Raw genomic sequence first — 18,136 nt, 5'->3', positions numbered from 1 at the left:
CATGGCGCGCTATGGCACCTTGATCGCGCTCGTCCTGCTCATCCTGTTCAACCTTGCCTTCACCCGCAACTTCGCGACGGCGCAGACTTTGAATGTCAACCTCACGCAGGTTTGCACCATCGTCATTGTCGCCGTCGGCATGACGCTGGTTATCGCGACTGGTGGCATTGATCTTTCGGTCGGCTCGCTGATGGCGATTTCCGGTGCGCTCGCACCGATGATCTTCCTCGGCAAGATCGTTCCAATCCACAATGTTTACTTGGCGGTAGTCGCCGCCATGATTATCTCGGTTGGCGTTGCCGGTCTTTTCGGCCTTTTCAACGGCTGGCTTATCGCCAAATTCCGCATCCAGCCCATTGTCGCCACGCTGGTGCTGTTCATCGCTGGGCGCGGTATCGCCCAGGTCATGACCAATGGCAATCTCCAGACGTTCCGTGTGCCGCAGTTCCAGTTCATCGGCCTTGGCCGTATCTTTGGCATTCCCGTACAGGTGCTGCTGATGGTGCTGCTCGTGATAGCGGCTGCGTGGGCGTTGAAACGGACTGTCTTCGGCCGCCAGATCATCGCTATTGGCGGCAATGAGCGGGCGGCGGAACTTTCCGGCATCGCCGTTTCCAAAGTGAAACTTGTGGTCTATGCGATCAGCGGTCTTTGCGCCGGTATCGCCGGTCTCGTCGTCATCGCCATCAATTCCTCAAGCGACGCCAATCTGGTTGGCATGGGTATGGAACTCGATGCCATCGCGGCGGTAGCCGTCGGAGGTACACTGCTTAGCGGTGGCAAGGCAACCATTGTCGGGACGCTCCTCGGCGCCATGACGATCCAGCTCGTGCGTTACACGCTGCTCGCCAACGGCGTGCCGGACGCTGCAGCTCTCGTGGTCAAGGCCGGCATCATTGTGCTCGCTGTTTGGATCCAGCAACAGGGCAGGCGCGCATGACAAGGGTCCGATTGATTTCCATGCTTGGCAGCTATGGTGTGGTTCTGGCGTTGTTGCTGCTTATTCTCTTTGGCTGGGCGCGTTACGACTATTTCCTTGGCTTTTTCAACATCACCAGCGTGCTGCGCTATAATTCCATGTTCGCGCTGGTGGCGCTCGGCATGTGCTTTGTCATCATGACCGGCGGCATTGACCTGTCGGTTGGCTCGACAGCAGCCCTCGGCAGTGTCGTCGCTGCGCTCGCCAGCCCGCAGGGCGCATGGGTCGGCCTTTGTGCCGGTGTAGGTGCTGGGCTCTGCGTCGGCCTCGTCAATGCTGTGCTGGTTACGCGGTTGAAGATCATGCCGTTTGTCGCTACGCTGGCGATGATGCTGGCGGCAAGCGGCACTGCGCTTCTGCTTGCCAACAACCAGTCGGTTTCGGTCTCCTACGAAAGCGGCTTCACGTCGATCGGCCAGGACAATTTTCTCGGCTTTCCCATTCCCGCATGGATCGCGATTGTGGCCTATGTCTTCGGCTGGATAGCCCTCAATTTCACCAGTACCGGACGGGGCGTGCTTGCCGTCGGCGGCAATGAGGATGCCACGCGCCTGATGGGCCTCCCCGCCGATCGCATCAAATTCCTGGTCTATCTCGCCAGTGGCGGACTTGCCGGGCTTGCCGGCGTCATTCTTGCCTCGCAGTTCGGTGCGGGACAACCAATCGAGGGTGTAGGCTGGGAACTCTTCGCCATCGCGGCAGTCGTTGTCGGTGGGACCTTGCTCACCGGTGGCGTCGGTTCGGTCGGTGCGACGCTGGCCGGTGTCCTGCTGCTCGGAATCCTGTTCAATGTGCTGAACTTCGAGAACGGCAAGGGCTGGATATCGCTTTCCGCCTACTGGCAGTCTGTCATCCGTGGCCTCTTCTTGCTCGTCGTCGTGATACTCCAGGCGAAGCTTTCCTCGCGCAGCGTTACTGCCAGGGAGCAGTGATTTGCAGGCGCTCGTGGGTAATCAATCGGCCTCTAACTTGCCAATCACGATTTCCCGTCCTATGCCGGTCTGAAACGGACTGGAGGCATTATGGCTACGAATGTTGCATTGACGGGATTGGCGCGTGACATGCAGGCCCGGGCGGAGACGGGCCGACCGATCCGCATCGGCCTGATCGGTTCGGGCGAGATGGGCACGGACATCGTTACCCGGGTGGCGCATATGCCCGGCATCGAGATCGGGGCGATTTCCGAACTGAACCTGCCGAACGCCCTGAAGGCGGTCGATATCGCCTATCAGGAACAGGGCCATTCGCGCGAAGTCGCCACTGCCTCCAGCTTGAGCGCGGCGATGGAGGCCGGCAAGATCGCCGTCACCAGCGATGCCAATCTCATCCTCGAGAACGATCTGATCGACGTGGTCATCGATGCGACCGGCGTGCCGGCGGTCGGGGCCGAGATCGGCCTGCGGGCGATGGAACACGGCAAGCATCTGGTGATGATGAATGTCGAGGCGGACGTGACCATCGGCGCCTATCTGAAGAGCGAGGCCGACCGGCTCGGCGTCACCTATTCGCTGGGGGCGGGCGATGAGCCATCGTCCTGCATGGAGCTGATCGAGTTCGTCTCGGCCATGGGCCATCCGATCGTTGCCGCCGGCAAGGGCAAGAACAACCCGCTCAACATCGATGCCATTCCCGACGATTACGAGGAAGAGGCCGCCCGCCGCCACATGAATGTGCGCATGCTGGTCGAGTTCGTCGACGGCTCGAAGACCATGGTGGAGATGGCGGCGATCGCCAATGCCACAGGGCTGGTGCCGGACCGGCCGGGCATGCATGGCCCGGCGGCCACGCTGGATCAATTGTCGAAGGTGCTGGTGCCGGAAAAGGATGGCGGCGTGCTGTCGAAGGTCGGTGTCGTCGACTATTCGATCGGCAAGGGCGTGGCACCCGGCGTCTTCGTCGTCGCCGACATGTCGCATCCGCGCATTTGCGAACGCATGGAAGATTTGAAGATGGGCAAGGGGCCGTATTTCACCTTCCACCGGCCGTATCATCTGACCTCGCTGGAGGTGCCGCTGACCTGCGCCCGCGTCGTGCTCTACGGCAAGGCCGACATGGTGCCGCTGGCCAAGCCGGTTGCCGAGGTCTGTGCGGTGGCGAAGAAGGATCTGAAGCCCGGCGACACCCTCGATGCCATCGGCGAATATTGCTACCGCGCCTGGATCATGACGGCGGGCGAAGCGCGCAGTGCCGGCGCCATCCCCTGCGGCCTGTTGCAGGGCGGCAGCGTCACCGCCCCGATCGCCAAGGGCGAGCTGATCACCAGCGTCAATGCCGCCCCGGCCGCCGGCTCCAAGATCGTCGAATTGCGGGCACGGCAGGACAGGCTCGTCTACGGCGCGTGAGCGGCAGATTGATAACGACGTATTCAGCCGTTCTGGTCGCAAGATCAGGACGGTTTTTTATTTCGCTCTCGTAACGAGCAAGTATTTCATTGTAAAAACAATTAGTTAGATAAACCGCTGCATTGGGTCAAACGCCCAAATTTATCTGTGTAAAACCTGCCATTCCTTGAAAAAGACCGTTTCGCCAACAATATTAACAAATGGTTAACGACTGAGTCTTTGATGCAGGGAGCATGCAGTGCCAGCCTATCAAGTCAAGTTCGCTTATCTGACGAAGTACAAGCAGACGCGTCATCTGTTCCATCAGCTCGTCATCGCCGAGGACGAAGCGAGTGCGCTCGCCCAAGGCCGCCAGATGATGAGCAAGCGGTCTCCCAATGCGCGTATCGTGCATGAATCCTGCGTGTTGCGGCCGGACAGTTCCGAGGTCGAGAGTGCAACTGCCCAAGGCTGGACGCTCAATGACAATTGGTGGTCACGGCCGATCAAGCCGGATGATGATCTCGCAGCGATCGCCAAGCATGGTTTCGCGCACAGCAATCACATTCATGCGAAATCCGCCATGGACTGCGTCGCAATCGATAAGCGCGCGGCCTAAAGATCGGTTCTTACGTTCCACAATTCTGGGAACAGCACCACTTCTAGCATTTTGCGCAGATAGTTGACGCCGGATGTCCCGCCCGTGCCGGTCTTGAAGCCGATAATTCGCTCGACTGTGGTGACATGGTTGAAACGCCAGCGCCGGAAGTAATCCTCGAAATCCACCAGCTTTTCTGCGAGTTCGTAGAGCGGCCAATGCGCTTCCGGATCGCGATAGATCACCAGCCACGCATCGCGTACGCTGCTGTTTGCCTGGTAGGGTAGCGAGCAGTCGCGCTTCAGCACTGATTTGTCGATGTCAAATCCCTTGCGTGCCAGAAGCCGGATCGACTGGTCGTAAATGCTCGGCGCATGCAGTATTTCCTTCAGCCACACATGGATATCCGGCTTGTGCTCGTGCGGGCGCATCATTGCGGCATTCTTGTTGCCGGCGAGGAATTCGATCGCCCGGTACTGGAACGACTGGAACCCGGATGACATGCCGAGTGCTTCGCGGAAGGTCGTGTATTCGCTGGGCGTCATGGTCCGCAGTACATCCCATGCCGAATTCAGCTGGTCGAGAATGCGTGAGACGCGGGCGAGCATCTTGAAGGATGGCGCGAGGTCGTCCCTGGCGATATGCTCGCACACGGATGTCAGCTCATGAATGACCAGTCGCATCCAGATTTCCGAGGCCTGGTGCTGCACAATGAACAGCATTTCGTCATGGGCATCGGAAAGCGGCGATTGCGCCGTGAGAATCTTGTCGAGGTGCAGATAATCGCCATAGGACATGCGCCCTTCGAACGACATCTGCGCGCCTTCGCCTTCTGGATCATAGGGTGTACGCGTCATGTGACAGCTCCCCTCACATGATATTCGGGTGTATCCCAGGCGCGGGTTGCGAGGATATCCTTGAGGATCGCCGCCGCCTGCCCCACCTCGGCAAAACTCAAATAAAGCGGTGTCATGCCGAAGCGGATAATGTCCGGCGCACGGAAATCGCCGATGACGCCGCGCGCAATCAACGCCTGCATGATGGCATAACCATTGTCGCAGGAATAGGACACCTGGCTGCCGCGCCATTCCGCTTCGCGTGGGGTCACCAGCTTTAACCCAAGCTCATCGGCGAACGTGTCCACTTCCTGAATGAAGTAGTCACACAGCGCGATGGATTTCGTCCGGATGGCCGCCATGTCGACGTCATCCCACAACGACATCGCCTCATCCATGGCCACCATGGCCAATACGGGCGGCGTTCCACACAGATATTGTTCGATGCTGCTGGAAGGCGAATAGGCTGGCTCGAAATCGAACGGTGAGCGATGGCCGAACCAGCCGGAAAGCGGTTGGCGGAACCCGCCCTGATGGCGCGGGTTAACGTAGAGAAAGGCCGGTGCGCCGGGCCCGCCATTCAGATATTTATAGCCGCAGCCAATCGCGAAATCTGCATCCGCGCCAGTCAGGTCGACTGCCATCGCACCGGCGCTATGGGCGAGATCCCAAATGACGAGGATGCCCTTGTCATGCGCCGCCTTTGTCAGTTCTGCCATGTCATGGCGATAGCCGTTGCGGTAATTGACATGCGTCAGCATGAGCACCGCCACATCCTCATCCAGCATGGCCGGAATATCCGCGGGAGCATCAACCAGAACCAGCCGATGTCCCTTGCCGACCTGCTTTGCCACGCCTTCAGCAATATAGAGATCGGTCGGGAAGTTATCGCGTTCGGAGATGATCTTGCTGCGGCCCGGATTGAGATCGAGTGCGGCGGACAAGACTTTGAAAAGATTGATCGACGTGCTGTCGGCGGCAATCACTGTTCCCTCTTCCGCGCCGATGAGCCGCGCAATCTTCTTGCCGACCCGCTGTGGCAGATGCACCCAGTCGGCCGTGTTCCAACTGCGGATCAGCTGTTCGCCCCATTCCTCGCTGATCGTCTTTGCTACCCTCTGCCTGACGGTTTTCGGCAAGGCGCCAAGCGAATTGCCGTCAAGGTAGATCACGCCATTTGGCAACTCGAACCGGTTGCGGAAGTCGCGCAATGGATCGGCCAGGTCGGCTAACCCGGCATCGATCTTTGTCCTTGTGTTATCCATGTCTTCTCTCTTGGTAAGTCAGGCTGCCGCGTCAAAACCGGCAATGCCGCTGGCCTTGGCGAGTTTCAGAAAAGCTTCTTTGGCAAGGCGCACATGATCGAGCATCAAGGCTTCCGCCTTGGCCTTGTCGCGATCGAGCGCCGCTTGCATGAGCGCCGTGTGTGCATCGATGCCGAGCGCCTCCCGCGACAGGACACCGAGTGCGCCGGCGCCATTATCTCCGGAGGTCCGGTTGAGGTGGTCGATACGCAGGATGATGTGACGTCGATAGCGCTGCAACTGTGCATTGACCTGCCGTGCGAAGTTCATTAGCCATATCGAGGATGCGCCCGCAATCAACGCAAAGTGAAATTCCGTATGAGCGGTGTCCCACAGATCGATCGCTTGCGACTGCGAAAACGAATTTGGTACCTGGCATTTTGACAGACGGTAGTGCGCACTGACCAGGTTTGCTTCCCAGTCGCGTCCACCTTTCTCGATGGAGCGTAGAAGGAGCTGGGTTTCGATTGCCGATCGCGCTGATTCAAGATCTTCCAGCTCTTCGAGCGTCACCGTCGCAACGCGAAAGCCTTTATTGGCTTCAGTCGTGACGAAGTTTTCGGCGTGAAGACGATTAAGGGCTTCGCGCACCGGGGTTGCGCTGCCGCCGAGCGACTGCGCGAGCGCGCGCAGGCGCAGGGACTGTCCCGGCCGCAACTCCCCGTTTAGAATGCGGGATCGCAGCGCCGTATAAAGGCTGTCCGATTTGACGCTTTCAGCCATTGTTTCCCCTTCGGCTTTTGCCATTTAGTATTGTATATCATTTCACGTTTGTTATATTATTTTCAAGCCTCATCTCGCTCTGGGAGGCGGGACACACAAAAAAGGGAGAACTATCGATGATCGGCGCAAAACTTGTAGTGCGGACAGCGCTCGTGGCAGCACTCGGCATGGGCCTGGGCCTTGGAGCCGCTGCTGCTGAAACAAAGATCGGTATTGCCCAGTTCGGCAAGCATCCGCAGCTCGATGAAACCGTAACTGCATTCAAGGCCGAACTGGCCAAGCTCGGCGTGGCCGATGCCGTCTATGACGAGTTACAGGTCAATTTCGACGCCACGCTCATTCCGCAGATGGTTACCAAGCTCGTCTCCAGCAGCCCGAAGCTCATTCTTGCCGTGACGACGCCGGTTGCGCAGGGTGCGCGGCAGATCGTCGGCAATTCCGGTACGCCGGTTGTTTTCGCGGCGGTTACCGATCCGGTCGCCGCCAAGCTGACACCGTCATGGGAAGCAGGTGATACCGGCATGACCGGCGCCTCCGATCTGCAGGACGTCAGCTCGGTGGTGAAGTTCATCAGGAAGCTCCTGCCGGACGCAAAGCGTCTCGCCTATCTCTATAATCCCGGCGAGGATAATGACGTTGCCGTGCTGAAACTGATCAAGGAAGCCGCGACTGCCGAAGGCATGGAACTGGTTGAAGTCGGTCTCGACAATACCAACGACATCCCGATCCGGGTCAGCTCGCTCGCCGGCAAGGCCGACGTGATCTATGTCCCCGGTTCGAACCTTGTCCAGCCGGCGGTTCCGGCCGTTGCGGCGGCCGCATTCAACGTCAACATCCCGATCGTCAATGCCTCGGCGCAAGCCGTTCGCGACGGCCTCGTCGCTGCTGCCTTCGAGGTTTCCTACACCAAGGTTGGCCAGAATGCGGCCAAGCTTGCCTCCGAGATCATTGCCGGCAAGTCACCTGCGAGCCTAGCTCCGATCAAGCCGACCTATGAGGACCATACCGCGCTGATCAACGAGGCAGTTCTGGCAAAAACCGGCCAGAAAGTGCCGGATAGCCTCAAAGATTGTGAGTGCTTCGTCAAATAAGCCTTCTCCTATAGACTGCAAACATATAGTTCCTGCACCAATCGTGGCGCAGGAACTATTGCCATGAGGCACATTGCCTTGGTTTGAGGGGCTTACACATGACCACCGACATGCTTTCCGTTAAGGGTGGCACCAAGATTTTCTACCGCGGCACGCAGGACGAGCGCCGGGCGCTTGATGAACTCAATGTTGCGCTCAAACCTGCAGATTTTTGCGTTGTCATCGGCAGCAACGGCGCGGGTAAGTCGAGCTTTCTCAACGCGGTTTCCGGCAAGCTACCATTGGACACCGGTCGTATCTCCATTGATGGCCAGGATGTCACAAAACTCAATGCTCATCGCCGTGCCCAGTTCATCGCCCGGGTATTTCAGGATCCCATGATCGGTACGGCGCCGACCATGACCATCGGCGAAAACATGCTGCTGGCGGAACTGCGCGGCAAACCGCGTGGCTTTTCCTACGGACTCACCGCTGCACGGCGAGCCAAATACAGCGACCAGCTTGCCGAACTCAATCTCGGGCTGGAAAAGCGGCTGGATATGCCGGTCGGGCTTCTCTCAGGCGGGCAGCGCCAATCGCTGTCGCTGGTCATGGCCGTGTCGACGCGGCCAAAGCTTCTGCTGCTGGACGAGCATACGGCGGCCCTCGATCCACGCACGGCAAAGCTCGTCATGGATACGACGGTGCGGGCGGTGGAAGAATTGCAGCTGACCACACTCATGGTCACGCACAACATGGAACATGCGATCAAGTACGGAAATAAGATCGTAATGATGGATGCGGGCAAGGTTCTGGTTGAAATCGGTCAGGAGGAGAAACGCGGCATTACCGTTTCGGACCTCATTGACCGGTTCCATACGAAATCCGATGCCATCGCATTGCAGGGGAGCTGAGATGATGGACGTATTCAACAGTTTCTACAGCCTGATCCCCGTCACCATCGCCCAGAGTCTCATCGTCTCCTTCGTCGTCCTCGGCGTCATGCTGCCCTTCCGCATTCTGAACTTTCCCGATCTCACTTCGGAAGGAGCCTTTCCGCTCGGCGGCTGCGTTTGCGGCACACTGATCGCTGCCGGAGTTAATCCCTTCGCTGCCTGCCTTGTCGCGTTGATCTGCGGTTTTGCGGCGGGCTGCACGACGGCCTTCATCCATCTGCGCTTCAAGATCAATACGCTGCTTGCGGGTATCCTGGTCATGACGATGCTCTACAGCATCAATCTGCGCATCATGGGCCGCACCAATATCCCGCTGTTCACCTATGACACGGTTTTCACCATCCTGGCGGGTGCGTCCGCCAATTTCCCCTGGGTGAAGATTCTGATCGTCGGGCTGCTGATTGCTCTGGTGGTGGCGGCGATGCTGTACTTCTTCATGTCGGAAAAGGGCACGTCCATGCGCGCAGTTGGTGCCAGCCCGGATATGGCTGAGGCGCAGGGTATCAATGTCAGCACTGCAACGATCATCGGCGTCGGCGCTGCAAGTGCACTTTCGGCGACCGGCGGCAGCATCATGGTGCAAACACAGGGCTTTGCCGACGTCAATATGGGTTTTGGCATCCTGATCAACGGTCTTGCAGCACTGATCATCGGCGAGGCTATCACCGGACGCCAGACTATTCTAAGGCAGGTCCTTGCCCCGGTCGTCGGTTCGCTGGTCTATTACCAGCTGATCTCGTTCTGCCTGACGCTTGGCCTTGCTCCTGCCGATCTGAAATTCGCCACCGGCGCGTTTGTGCTGCTGATGCTGGCCTTGCCGAACTTGCGCAAGTCGGGCGGGGGTGTGCAGATACGGGAGAGGGTCAGGGAATAGGTTTGGGCCGCTACGGGGGGAGCAATCCATGAACACGGGTGACGCTATCGACTGGGACGATGCCTACTCGAACTTTGCCTATATTCCGGGCGGTTATGAATATCCGGCCAAATGGCTCGCCCTCGCCGCACAATTTCGCGAGGAAATGAAGGAGAAAGGCCTTCTGAAGGCTGATCTCAGCTATGGCCAACATGCGCGCAATCGGCTCGACCTGTTCATGCCCTGGGGCGATTTGAATGGTCTTGCCGTCTTCGTCCATGGCGGCTACTGGATGGAAGATTTCGACAAATCCGCCTGGTCGCACCTGGCAAAAGGAGCGGTGGCTAACGGGTTCGCCGTTGCCGTGCCCTCTTACGCCCTGTGCCCGGAGGTCCGCATCAGCGACATCACCGTGCAGGTGGGATCGGCCATTACCCGTGCTGCAAGCGAGGTTGCAGGTCCAATCCACCTGACGGGTCATTCGGCTGGCGGACATCTTGTCGCCCGCATGGTGTCATCGACATCGCCGCTGGCGCATGCCGTCAGGCACCGCATTCGCAAGACGGTGCCGATATCCGCGCTTGTCGATCTGCGGCCGCTAATGAAGACCGAAATGAATGAAACACTGCATCTCGATGCGGTCGAGGCACGGCTGGAGAGTCCTGCCCTTCTGGAGCCGCAGGAAAGCATCGACGTGACCGCATGGGTCGGCGCTGGGGAACGGCCCGAATTCGTGCGTCAGAACGCTCTGCTTGCCAATATCTGGTCGGGTTTTGATTGCCGTGTCGAAGCGGTCGAAGAGCCTGGCAGGCATCATGCCGACATAATCGAGGGACTGATGGAACCTGATCATCCACTGACACGAAAATTGCTTTGCCTATAGAATAGCAAAAAGCTGCCAGAGTTGGGATTTGGCTCTGGCAGCTTTTTGAGTACCGATTTATTAATTTAATGATTTCAGGCGCTTAGGCGCTTTGAATCTTCAAGGTTCATTGCATTGTTCGGAAGACCGAGCGCATGGGCAATGCGCTCCAGCTTGCTTGGGTCGGAATTCTGACCGCTTTCAATTGTTTCGATTTCAAGGTTGGTCAGACCGCACGCAACGGCCAGATCCTCGACGGAATATCCGAATTGTTCGCGAAATGCCCTGACAATATTTGTACCATTGGCTAGCGCAGTGGAAATTGCTTCTGGCAATGAATAGTCGCTGTTGTTCATCGCTTTGCTCCTAACGTGAAAGGTTTGGTTAACAAATCGGAAGGCCGAACTTATACGTCCATCGCGCTCGATCAAGCCTTTTATGACGCTTCACAAAAAACGTGAACGGAAAGCCCGAGTGGAACCTGCCTTATTGTGGCACCAGATTTCGGTAGAATGTTTAAATTGCCGACTGTTAACTCGACCAATTGCTGAAGAATATCAGTGGATTGTTACGCCACTGTGTCATTTGCAACTGGCTATATATAGGAGCGATGCGAAGAAAATGAACCCTCTTCCCAGAAAATATTCCACAGCCCTATTTCTGGTACTTGTAACATTTGCTTCGCTGCTCTCCGGCTGTGCCCGCGTCTATTATGGCAGTTTCCGCTATGACGCAGCCTGCGTCGACCACGACCCCCGTTTCCCCGGCAAGAGCCCGGATTGTGTTGTTGAGAGAACCAGGTAATCGACTGGCGAGTTTTCGAGTTCGCCAGCCGTCAATGTTTTTGTCTCTTTAGACCGCAACGTCGAATGTCGCCTGCGTCTTGGCCTTGATCTCGTCGACCGTGACACCCGGCGCGATTTCGATTAGCGTCATTTTTGGTTCGCCGCGCCGTTCGATGGTGAAGACGCCGAGGTCGGTGATCACCAGATCGGTGACGCGCTGGCCGGTCAGCGGCAGCGTGCATTGCTCCAGCAGCTTTGCTTCGCCCTTGGCCTCATGTTCCATGACGACAACGACCTTTTTGACGCCGGCGACGAGATCCATGGCGCCGCCCATGCCCTTGACCATCTTGCCCGGCACCATCCAGTTGGCGAGGTCACCATTGCGGGCAACCTGCATCGCACCCAGAATGGACAGGTCGATATGGCCGCCGCGGATCATGCCGAAGCTGTCGGCACCGGAGAAATAGCTGGTGGTCGGCAGTTCGGTGATCGTCTGCTTGCCGGCATTGATGAGGTCGGCGTCTTCCTCGCCCTCATAGGGAAAAGGCCCCATGCCGAGCATACCGTTCTCGCTCTGCAATTGAACGCTCATGCCCGTCGGAATGTAATTCGCCACGAGGGTCGGAATGCCAATGCCGAGATTGACGTAGAAGCCGTCCTGCAATTCCTGTGCGGCCCGTTCGGCCATCTGATCGCGTGTCCAGGCCATCTTATTTCACCTCACTTGCAGCAATGATACGTGGGCGGGTGGTCCGCTGTTCGATATGTTTGACGGGATTTGGCACATGCACGATGCGCTTGACGAAGATGCCGGGCGTGTGGACATGGTCTGGATCGATCTTGCCCGCGTCAACCAGGTGTTCGACCTCGGCCACGGTGATCTTGGCAGCCGTCGCCATGATCGGATTGAAATTGCGCGCCGTCTTCCGGTAGACGAGATTGCCTTCCGTATCGCCCTTGAAGGCGTGGACGATGGAAAGATCGGCAAACAGGCCACGCTCCATCACATAGGACTCGCCGTCGAACTCACGCACGTCCTTCCCGTCGGCAATGATGGTACCGACGCCGGTCTTGGTATAGAAGGCCGGAATGCCCGCACCGCCGGCGCGGATGCGCTCGGCGAGCGTGCCCTGCGGATTGAATTCCAGCTCCAGCTCGCCCGACAGGTATTGCTGGGCGAACAGCTTGTTCTCGCCGACATAGGACGAGACCATCTTCCGGATCTGCCGTGTTTCCAAGAGGACGCCCAGGCCAATGCCATCGACGCCCGCATTATTCGAGATCACGGTCAAATCCTTGACGCCTGAGTCGCGGATCGCATAGATCAGCGCCTCGGGAATGCCGCACAGGCCGAAACCGCCGGCCATGATGGTCATGCCGTCGAACAGCAGACCGTCAAGCGCGGCGCTTACTTTTGAATGAACTTTTCTCAAGAATAGTCTCCCATTTCTCCATCCTCTGCCATCAACGGTATGGCTTGTCTTGGCAGCACAGGTAGTCGTATTAATACTGCATGACAGCACCGGAGTTTCCCAAGTCCGACATTCCAAGTTCTGGAAGCGCTAGACGCTTCTGGCTGACCGACCTGCCGGTGCCGATGGTCTATGCTACGCACCGTATCATACGCGATTGCAATTTCGAATTCGCGGAAGAGTTTGGTTACGAACGCGATGAACTGATCGACCAGAGTTTCAGCAGGCTGTATCCGAAGATCCGGGACTTCGTGCGTACCGGTGAGATGTGGCGGACGAATTTTGCCGGCGGGCACGTCTATTATGACGAGCGCATCATGCGCCGCCGCGACGGTTCAAGCTTCTGGTGCCGGGTGCGCGGGCGCAGCCGCAACCAGGCCGCCCCGTTTGCCGAAGCGCTCTATTGTTTCGAGCCGATGAACCGCGCCGTTGCTGGGAATGCCAGTCTCATCTCCGATCGGCAAAAACAGGTGCTGACCCTGGTCTCCCAAGGCAAGACCAATGCGCAGATTGCGGAGGAGATAGGCTTGTCGAAGCGCACCATCGAAGCGCACCGTGCCCGTCTCATGCGCGCTTATGGCCTGCGCAACAGTGCGGAACTCATCGCCTGGTTCTCGTCGCTGCGATAGGAATCAGAACGTTGGCGGCGTGCAGGCGCTGATCACTTCGCATGGGTTCGGACCAATGCAGCGAAAGCGATGCGGACGGCGGCTTTCGAAGTAATAGGCATCGCCCGGGCCGAGAATGCGCCGCTCATCATCGACGGTTACCTCGATCCGCCCGCTAATGACGACGCCACCCTCCTCGCCCTCATGTACCAGCGGTACCTTGCCGGTATCGCCGCCGGGCTCGTAGCGTTCCTTCAATATTTGCAGCGCCCGGCCGAACAGGTTCTCCCCGATCTGGCGGTAGGAAATATTACCCTTGCCGATCTCAACCAGTTCGCGTGACTCGTAGAACACCTTCTGCCTGCGATCGGGTTCCAGGGCAAAAAACTCGGCAAGCCCGATGGGTATCCCATCGAGAATGCGTTTCAGCGCACCCACAGAAGGGTTCGTCTGGTTGGATTCAATCAGCGAGATCGTGGAGTTTGTCACACCGGCGCGCTTGGCGAGTTCTCGCTGGGACAATCCGTGCCGTTCGCGCAGAAAACGCAATCGTCCGCCAAGATCGATGCTCATGGTCCGCTTCCCCGCTGTTTCATATGTTTCATATAAAGAAAATTTTCTACATCGATACAACAATATCAATAGCTTGAATGCTCATAGAAAAGGACTTGTTGGGCAATGCAAAGCATGGCTCTCTTGCGCGAGAAGAGGAGTCCCCCCTATGCTGATGTCCAACACGCCGTCACTCGAAAACTACTGGATGCCGTTCACGGCGAACCGCCAGTTCAAGGCCGCCCCGCGCCTGCTCGCCGCTGCCAAAGGCATGTACTACACCGATGTCGATGGTGGTCAGGTGCTCGATGGCACCGCGGGTCTCTGGTGCGTCAATGCCGGCCACGGCCGCGAGAAGATTGCCGATGCCGTGGCACGCCAGTTGATGACCATGGACTATGCGCCGTCGTTCCAAATGGGTCATCCGATCGTCTTCGATTTTGCCGAGAAGCTGGCAGCGCGTGCGCCGGGCGGCAAAGTAGCCGGTCTCACCAAGATATTCTTCACCGGTTCCGGATCGGAATCAGTCGATACGGCGCTGAAAATCGCCATCGCCTACCAGCGCTCCATAGGACAGGGCACTCGCACCCGCGTCATTGGCCGTGAGCGTGGTTATCATGGCGTCGGCTTTGGCGGCATTTCGGTTGGTGGTCTTGTCAATAACCGCCGCGTTTTTCCGCTCCTTCCCGGCGTCGATCATTTGCGCCATACGCATGATCCGGTGCGCAATTCCTTCGTCAAGGGATTGCCTGAACACGGCGCCGACCTCGCCGATGATCTTGAAAGTTTGGTCGCCCTGCATGGTGCCGAGACCATCGCTGCGGTGATTGTCGAGCCCGTCGCCGGTTCGACCGGCGTGCTTCTGCCGCCAAAGGGTTATCTCGAGCGTCTGCGCGCCATCAGCAAGAAGCACGGCATTCTGCTGATTTTCGATGAGGTCATCACCGGTTTCGGACGTCTCGGCACGCCCTTTGCCGTCGATTATTTCGGCGTCGTGCCGGACCTTGTCACCACTGCCAAGGGCCTGACCAATGGCGCTCTGCCCATGGGTGCGGTTTTCGCCAGCGAAGCCATCTATGAAGCGATGATGAACGGTCCGGAAAGTCAGATCGAACTCTTCCACGGTTACACCTATTCGGGGCATCCTGCAGCGTGTGCTGCGGGTCTGGCAACGCTAGAAATCTACGAGGAGGAGAGCCTGCTGACCCGTGCGGCAGAACTTGCCGATCATTGGCAGGATGCGATGCACAGCCTGAAAGATCTTCCGAATATCGTCGATATCCGCACCATCGGTCTGGTCGCAGGTATTGAATTGTCATCGCGGCCCGATGCAGCAGGCGCGCGGGGCTATGACATTTTCGTCGATTGCTTCAACAAGGGCCTGCTGGTCCGCGTTACTGGCGATACCATTGCCCTCTCCCCGCCATTGATTGTGGAGAAGGAACAGATCGGCACCATGGTCTCCATGCTGGGAGACGCGATCAAAAGCGCTGCCTAGGCAGTCTTGAGAATGGCCGAAAAGCGCGGATCAAAAGTCCGCGCGATCGGCTCGGCTGCGGCGCCGAGAGCAACCGACCAGGGATCGGCGAGCCCCGCCTGAAGCCTCGCTTCGGGATAGCGACTTGCGCGGTCGGCGATTGATGGGAGCAATGGCCCTATTTCTGCGACAAGGCGGTCGATCAGTGCGCGTGGGGCGCCGCCACACAAAATGATCGTTTGCGGATCGAAGATCGATTCCAGTGCCTGCACCGTCCGGCGCAGTCTTTGGGCGACGTTGCTGATCCACTGTTCCACCTTCGGACCACCGCGGGTTACAGCTTCCGTGACCATGGCGAAGAGCTCGGGCTCGGATGGATCGAGTTCAAGCAGTTTGCACAGCGCAGCCATGGAAGCATAGTGCTCCAACGGTTCGACATCGGGGCCGTCACCCGGCACAAGGGCGAGGATCATGCCGATTTCGCCGGCATTGGAATGGGCGCCGCCGTAGAGTTCGCCGTTGAGGATCAATCCGGTTCCGAGACCGTAACCGAAATAGATGCAGATCGCGTGGTCGAGTCCATGTGCCGCGCCAAGCAGGCGTTCGGCTGTTGCTGCCGCCGCAGCGTCGTTCTGCAGCGCGACTTCAAGCCCGGTCCCCTCGGCGATCGTGTCGATGAGCGGGAAATTCTGCCACGCCGTCATCATCCAGGGATCGTCGTAGAGCGTGTTGATGCCAAACGGACCCGGCATGGCGACACCGAGGCCGACGAGCCGTTTTTCTGCCTCCGGTGACTGCGCCTGCAATGCTTTGCGCGCCTTCCTGATCAGATCGAGAATGACCACCACGCCCTCTGCCGGTCCCCCTGGTGGCAGCTTGGCTTCCATCTGGACCAGTACCTCTCCGACGAGGTTGACGATGACCGTGCGCGTCACGTGGCGATCGATCTGTAGACCAATGGCGAAGGCCCCTTCTGGTACCAACTGATAGGGTGTCGCTGGCTGGCCGCGTCCCTTGCGTATGGTCGCTTGCGAACGCACCAGTCCGTCCAGGGCCAGTTCCTCGATGATGTTGGAAACGGCCTGTGGGGTCAGTCCGGTTGCGCGTGCAAGGTCGGCTCGCGAGAGTGCGCCATTAACCCGCAGCGCATCGATCATGATGCGACGGTTATGCGCGCTCGCACCGCCGAGATTGGTTCCGCTCTTGGCCCGTATCGATCTTTTGCTGTCCATTCACGACCCCTCTTGACTCCAGAAGAATATTCATTGAGAAATAAGTCAAGAGAATTGATTTAATAAAAGACCACAAGAGTCTTTAGGGGAACGTGAGCACTGGCTGGACACAAATACGTCGCAGGCTGGTCCTGGTTGAAGCTCTCGGACTGAAACGACGAACCGGTTTCTGCCCATGATGGTCAGCGCCGCAAACTGCCAAGGCCAAATAGGAGGTAATAATGTTGAAATCCATGCAGACGGCGCTTCTCGGCGCGACACTTCTGGGAGCGGCGCTCGCTTCACCTGCCCATGCTGAAACCAAGATCAATGCGCTGTTCATGGCCCAGGCCGCCTATAGCGAGGCCGATGTCCGCGCAATGACAGACGCCTTTACCAAGGCCAATCCGGACGTGACGGTCAACCTGGAATTCGTTCCCTACGAGGGCTTGCATGACAAGACGGTTCTCGCTCAGGGGTCGGGCGGCGGCTATGACGTTGTCCTCTTCGACGTGATCTGGCCCGCCGAATATGCAACCAACAAGGTCCTTGTGGATGTAAGCGATAAGGTCACTCCCGAGATGAAATCGGGCGTTCTTCCCGGCGCCTGGACCACGGTGGAATATGACGGCAAGCGTTATGGCATGCCGTGGATCCTTGATACCAAATATCTGTTCTACAACAAGGAAATCCTGGAAAAGGCCGGTATCAAGACCCCGCCGAAGACCTGGGCGGAACTCTCCGAACAGGCCAAGACCATCAAGGACAAGGGCCTGCTTGCAACGCCCATCGCGTGGAGCTGGTCACAGGCGGAAGCCGCGATCTGCGATTACACGACGCTGGTCAGCGCTTATGGCGGCAGCTTCATCAAGGACGGCAAGCCGGCGTTCCAGACCGGGGGCGGTCTCGATGCGCTGAACTACATGGTCGACAGCTACAAATCCGGTCTCACCAATCCGAATTCCAAGGAATTCCTCGAAGAGGACGTCCGCCGCGTGTTCCAGAATGGTGAAGCTGCCTTCGCCCTCAACTGGACCTACATGTACAACATGGCTAATGATCCGAAGGACAGCAAGGTTGCCGGCAAGGTCGGCGTTGTCCCGGCTCCGGGTGTTGAGGGTAAGAGCACCGTTTCCGCCGTCAACGGTTCGATGGGCCTCGGCATCACCTCGACCAGCAGGCATCCGGACGAAGCGTGGAAATACATTACCTTCATGACCTCGCAGCCAACGCAGAACCAGTATGCCAAGCTTAGTCTGCCGATCTGGGCTTCCTCCTATGACGATCCGGCCGTATCCAAGGGCCAGGAAGAGCTGATCGCCGCCGCCAAGGTTGGTCTTGCCGCGATGTATCCGCGCCCAACGACACCAAAATATCAGGAGCTGTCAACGGCGCTCCAGCAGGCCGTCCAGGAATCGCTGCTTGGTCAGGCAAAACCCGAAGACGCGCTCAAGACCGCAGCTGAAAACAGCGGCCTTTGATGTGACACGCAGGCGGTGGGCTCATCCTTCCGCCTGCGTCTTTCTCAA

19 protein-coding genes are annotated in these 18,136 nt (G+C 58.2%); 11 read left to right on the top strand and 8 right to left on the bottom strand.

Going from position 1 to position 18,136, the window contains the following annotated elements:
- The first annotated feature begins 1 nt into the window (after nucleotide 1).
- The 4 genes from BLM14_RS30700 (at nucleotide 2) to BLM14_RS30685 (ending at nucleotide 3,919) form a co-directional block, all read left to right on the top strand.
- Nucleotides 2-940: an ABC transporter permease gene (locus tag BLM14_RS30700; protein WP_100003838.1), complete on the top strand. Its 939-nt coding sequence runs from the start codon at nucleotides 2-4 to the stop codon at nucleotides 938-940.
- Nucleotides 937-1,911, top strand: coding sequence for an ABC transporter permease (locus BLM14_RS30695; protein ID WP_100003837.1), 975 nt, complete (start codon nucleotides 937-939; stop codon nucleotides 1,909-1,911). The genes BLM14_RS30700 and BLM14_RS30695 overlap by 4 nt, the downstream gene beginning before the upstream one ends.
- 90 nt (nucleotides 1,912-2,001) lie before the next feature.
- Entirely contained in the window at nucleotides 2,002-3,321 is a 1,320-nt protein-coding gene (locus BLM14_RS30690; protein WP_099998274.1) for an NAD(P)H-dependent oxidoreductase, read from the top strand.
- Between the two features lie 238 nt (nucleotides 3,322-3,559).
- Nucleotides 3,560-3,919, top strand: coding sequence for a hypothetical protein (locus BLM14_RS30685; protein WP_100003836.1), 360 nt, complete (start codon nucleotides 3,560-3,562; stop codon nucleotides 3,917-3,919).
- Here the strand turns inward: BLM14_RS30685 and kynA are convergent.
- The 3 genes from kynA to BLM14_RS30670 are packed head-to-tail and all read right to left on the bottom strand — an operon-like array spanning nucleotide 3,916 to nucleotide 6,761.
- A complete protein-coding gene (gene kynA, locus BLM14_RS30680; RefSeq protein WP_100003835.1) occupies nucleotides 3,916-4,755 on the bottom strand; it encodes a tryptophan 2,3-dioxygenase in 840 nt (279 codons plus the stop codon). The two genes, BLM14_RS30685 and kynA, sit on opposite strands and share 4 nt — an antisense overlap.
- Nucleotides 4,752-5,999, bottom strand: coding sequence for a kynureninase (gene kynU / locus BLM14_RS30675; RefSeq protein WP_100003834.1), 1,248 nt, complete (start codon nucleotides 5,997-5,999; stop codon nucleotides 4,752-4,754). Before kynU ends, kynA begins: the two co-directional genes overlap by 4 nt.
- Nucleotides 6,000-6,017: 18 nt before the next feature.
- Complete coding sequence (locus BLM14_RS30670) at nucleotides 6,018-6,761, bottom strand: GntR family transcriptional regulator (protein ID WP_162293279.1); 744 nt, start codon at nucleotides 6,759-6,761, stop codon at nucleotides 6,018-6,020.
- A gap of 116 nt (nucleotides 6,762-6,877) precedes the next feature.
- Here BLM14_RS30670 and BLM14_RS30665 point away from each other — a divergent pair, with 116 nt between their 5' ends.
- From BLM14_RS30665 to BLM14_RS30650, 4 genes are all read left to right on the top strand, one after another.
- Nucleotides 6,878-7,852: an ABC transporter substrate-binding protein gene (locus BLM14_RS30665; protein WP_100003832.1), complete on the top strand. Its 975-nt coding sequence runs from the start codon at nucleotides 6,878-6,880 to the stop codon at nucleotides 7,850-7,852.
- A gap of 110 nt (nucleotides 7,853-7,962) precedes the next feature.
- The gene (locus BLM14_RS30660; RefSeq protein WP_100003875.1) at nucleotides 7,963-8,745 is read left to right on the top strand and encodes an ABC transporter ATP-binding protein; all 783 of its coding nucleotides are present in this window, start codon (nucleotides 7,963-7,965) and stop codon (nucleotides 8,743-8,745) included.
- A 1-nt stretch (nucleotide 8,746) separates the two neighbouring features.
- Entirely contained in the window at nucleotides 8,747-9,661 is a 915-nt protein-coding gene (locus BLM14_RS30655) for an ABC transporter permease (RefSeq protein ID WP_100003831.1), read from the top strand.
- A gap of 28 nt (nucleotides 9,662-9,689) precedes the next feature.
- Complete coding sequence (locus BLM14_RS30650) at nucleotides 9,690-10,523, top strand: alpha/beta hydrolase (protein ID WP_100003830.1); 834 nt, start codon at nucleotides 9,690-9,692, stop codon at nucleotides 10,521-10,523.
- Nucleotides 10,524-10,597: 74 nt separating this feature from the next.
- Here the strand turns inward: BLM14_RS30650 and BLM14_RS30645 are convergent, their stop codons facing one another.
- The 3 genes from BLM14_RS30645 to BLM14_RS30635 all read right to left on the bottom strand — a co-directional run bounded on the left by BLM14_RS30645 (nucleotide 10,598) and on the right by BLM14_RS30635 (nucleotide 12,663).
- Nucleotides 10,598-10,858 carry a helix-turn-helix domain-containing protein gene (locus tag BLM14_RS30645; RefSeq protein ID WP_100003829.1) on the bottom strand — a complete coding sequence of 87 codons (261 nt, stop codon included), beginning with the start codon at nucleotides 10,856-10,858 and terminating at the stop codon, nucleotides 10,598-10,600.
- 496 nt (nucleotides 10,859-11,354) lie between these two features.
- Nucleotides 11,355-11,996, bottom strand: a complete 642-nt coding sequence (locus tag BLM14_RS30640) for a 3-oxoacid CoA-transferase subunit B (RefSeq protein WP_100003828.1) — start codon at nucleotides 11,994-11,996, stop codon at nucleotides 11,355-11,357.
- A 1-nt stretch (nucleotide 11,997) separates the two neighbouring features.
- Nucleotides 11,998-12,663 carry a CoA transferase subunit A gene (locus BLM14_RS30635; RefSeq protein ID WP_237143768.1) on the bottom strand — a complete coding sequence of 222 codons (666 nt, stop codon included), beginning with the start codon at nucleotides 12,661-12,663 and terminating at the stop codon, nucleotides 11,998-12,000.
- Between the two features lie 221 nt (nucleotides 12,664-12,884).
- Between BLM14_RS30635 and BLM14_RS30630 the strand changes: the two genes are divergently transcribed.
- On the top strand, nucleotides 12,885-13,388 hold the full coding sequence (locus tag BLM14_RS30630) for a helix-turn-helix transcriptional regulator (RefSeq protein WP_100003874.1): 504 nt from the start codon (nucleotides 12,885-12,887) through the stop codon (nucleotides 13,386-13,388).
- A 3-nt stretch (nucleotides 13,389-13,391) separates the two neighbouring features.
- Here BLM14_RS30630 and BLM14_RS30625 read toward each other — a convergent pair whose 3' ends face one another.
- A complete protein-coding gene (locus BLM14_RS30625; RefSeq protein ID WP_100003826.1) occupies nucleotides 13,392-13,940 on the bottom strand; it encodes a cupin domain-containing protein in 549 nt (182 codons plus the stop codon).
- A 148-nt stretch (nucleotides 13,941-14,088) separates the two neighbouring features.
- Between BLM14_RS30625 and aptA the strand changes: the two genes are divergently transcribed.
- Nucleotides 14,089-15,417, top strand: a complete 1,329-nt coding sequence (aptA, locus tag BLM14_RS30620) for an omega-aminotransferase AptA (protein ID WP_100003825.1) — start codon at nucleotides 14,089-14,091, stop codon at nucleotides 15,415-15,417.
- Here aptA and BLM14_RS30615 read toward each other — a convergent pair.
- Nucleotides 15,414-16,628 carry an ROK family transcriptional regulator gene (locus BLM14_RS30615; RefSeq protein WP_100003824.1) on the bottom strand — a complete coding sequence of 405 codons (1,215 nt, stop codon included), beginning with the start codon at nucleotides 16,626-16,628 and terminating at the stop codon, nucleotides 15,414-15,416. The two genes, aptA and BLM14_RS30615, sit on opposite strands and share 4 nt — an antisense overlap.
- Before the next feature lie 221 nt (nucleotides 16,629-16,849).
- On the opposite strand from BLM14_RS30615, the gene BLM14_RS30610 reads away from it, so the two are divergent.
- Nucleotides 16,850-18,088: an extracellular solute-binding protein gene (locus BLM14_RS30610; RefSeq protein ID WP_100003823.1), complete on the top strand. Its 1,239-nt coding sequence runs from the start codon at nucleotides 16,850-16,852 to the stop codon at nucleotides 18,086-18,088.
- The last annotated feature ends 48 nt before the right edge of the window (nucleotides 18,089-18,136 follow it).

Origin of the sequence: Phyllobacterium zundukense (assembly GCF_002764115.1) — a bacterium.
Taxonomy (GTDB): Bacteria; Pseudomonadota; Alphaproteobacteria; order Rhizobiales; family Rhizobiaceae; genus Phyllobacterium; species Phyllobacterium zundukense.
This window is presented reverse-complemented; position numbering and strand designations above follow the sequence as displayed.

Excerpts from the sequence above, each read along its gene's own strand:
- aptA (WP_100003825.1), top strand. The coding sequence starts at position 14,089 with ATGCTGATGTCCAACACGCCGTCACTCGAAAACTACTGGATGCCGTTC.
- BLM14_RS30615 (WP_100003824.1), bottom strand. The coding sequence starts at position 16,628 with ATGGACAGCAAAAGATCGATACGGGCCAAGAGCGGAACCAATCTCGGC.
- BLM14_RS30635 (WP_237143768.1), bottom strand. The coding sequence starts at position 12,663 with ATGACCATCATGGCCGGCGGTTTCGGCCTGTGCGGCATTCCCGAGGCG.
- BLM14_RS30625 (WP_100003826.1), bottom strand. The coding sequence starts at position 13,940 with ATGAGCATCGATCTTGGCGGACGATTGCGTTTTCTGCGCGAACGGCAC.
- kynA (WP_100003835.1), bottom strand. The coding sequence starts at position 4,755 with ATGACGCGTACACCCTATGATCCAGAAGGCGAAGGCGCGCAGATGTCG.
- BLM14_RS30650 (WP_100003830.1), top strand. The coding sequence starts at position 9,690 with ATGAACACGGGTGACGCTATCGACTGGGACGATGCCTACTCGAACTTT.
- BLM14_RS30610 (WP_100003823.1), top strand. The coding sequence starts at position 16,850 with ATGTTGAAATCCATGCAGACGGCGCTTCTCGGCGCGACACTTCTGGGA.
- BLM14_RS30670 (WP_162293279.1), bottom strand. The coding sequence starts at position 6,761 with ATGGCTGAAAGCGTCAAATCGGACAGCCTTTATACGGCGCTGCGATCC.
- kynU (WP_100003834.1), bottom strand. The coding sequence starts at position 5,999 with ATGGATAACACAAGGACAAAGATCGATGCCGGGTTAGCCGACCTGGCC.
- BLM14_RS30695 (WP_100003837.1), top strand. The coding sequence starts at position 937 with ATGACAAGGGTCCGATTGATTTCCATGCTTGGCAGCTATGGTGTGGTT.
- BLM14_RS30690 (WP_099998274.1), top strand. The coding sequence starts at position 2,002 with ATGGCTACGAATGTTGCATTGACGGGATTGGCGCGTGACATGCAGGCC.
- BLM14_RS30660 (WP_100003875.1), top strand. The coding sequence starts at position 7,963 with ATGCTTTCCGTTAAGGGTGGCACCAAGATTTTCTACCGCGGCACGCAG.
- BLM14_RS30640 (WP_100003828.1), bottom strand. The coding sequence starts at position 11,996 with ATGGCCTGGACACGCGATCAGATGGCCGAACGGGCCGCACAGGAATTG.
- BLM14_RS30645 (WP_100003829.1), bottom strand. The coding sequence starts at position 10,858 with ATGAACAACAGCGACTATTCATTGCCAGAAGCAATTTCCACTGCGCTA.
- BLM14_RS30655 (WP_100003831.1), top strand. The coding sequence starts at position 8,747 with ATGATGGACGTATTCAACAGTTTCTACAGCCTGATCCCCGTCACCATC.
- BLM14_RS30665 (WP_100003832.1), top strand. The coding sequence starts at position 6,878 with ATGATCGGCGCAAAACTTGTAGTGCGGACAGCGCTCGTGGCAGCACTC.
- BLM14_RS30630 (WP_100003874.1), top strand. The coding sequence starts at position 12,885 with ATGGTCTATGCTACGCACCGTATCATACGCGATTGCAATTTCGAATTC.
- BLM14_RS30700 (WP_100003838.1), top strand. The coding sequence starts at position 2 with ATGGCGCGCTATGGCACCTTGATCGCGCTCGTCCTGCTCATCCTGTTC.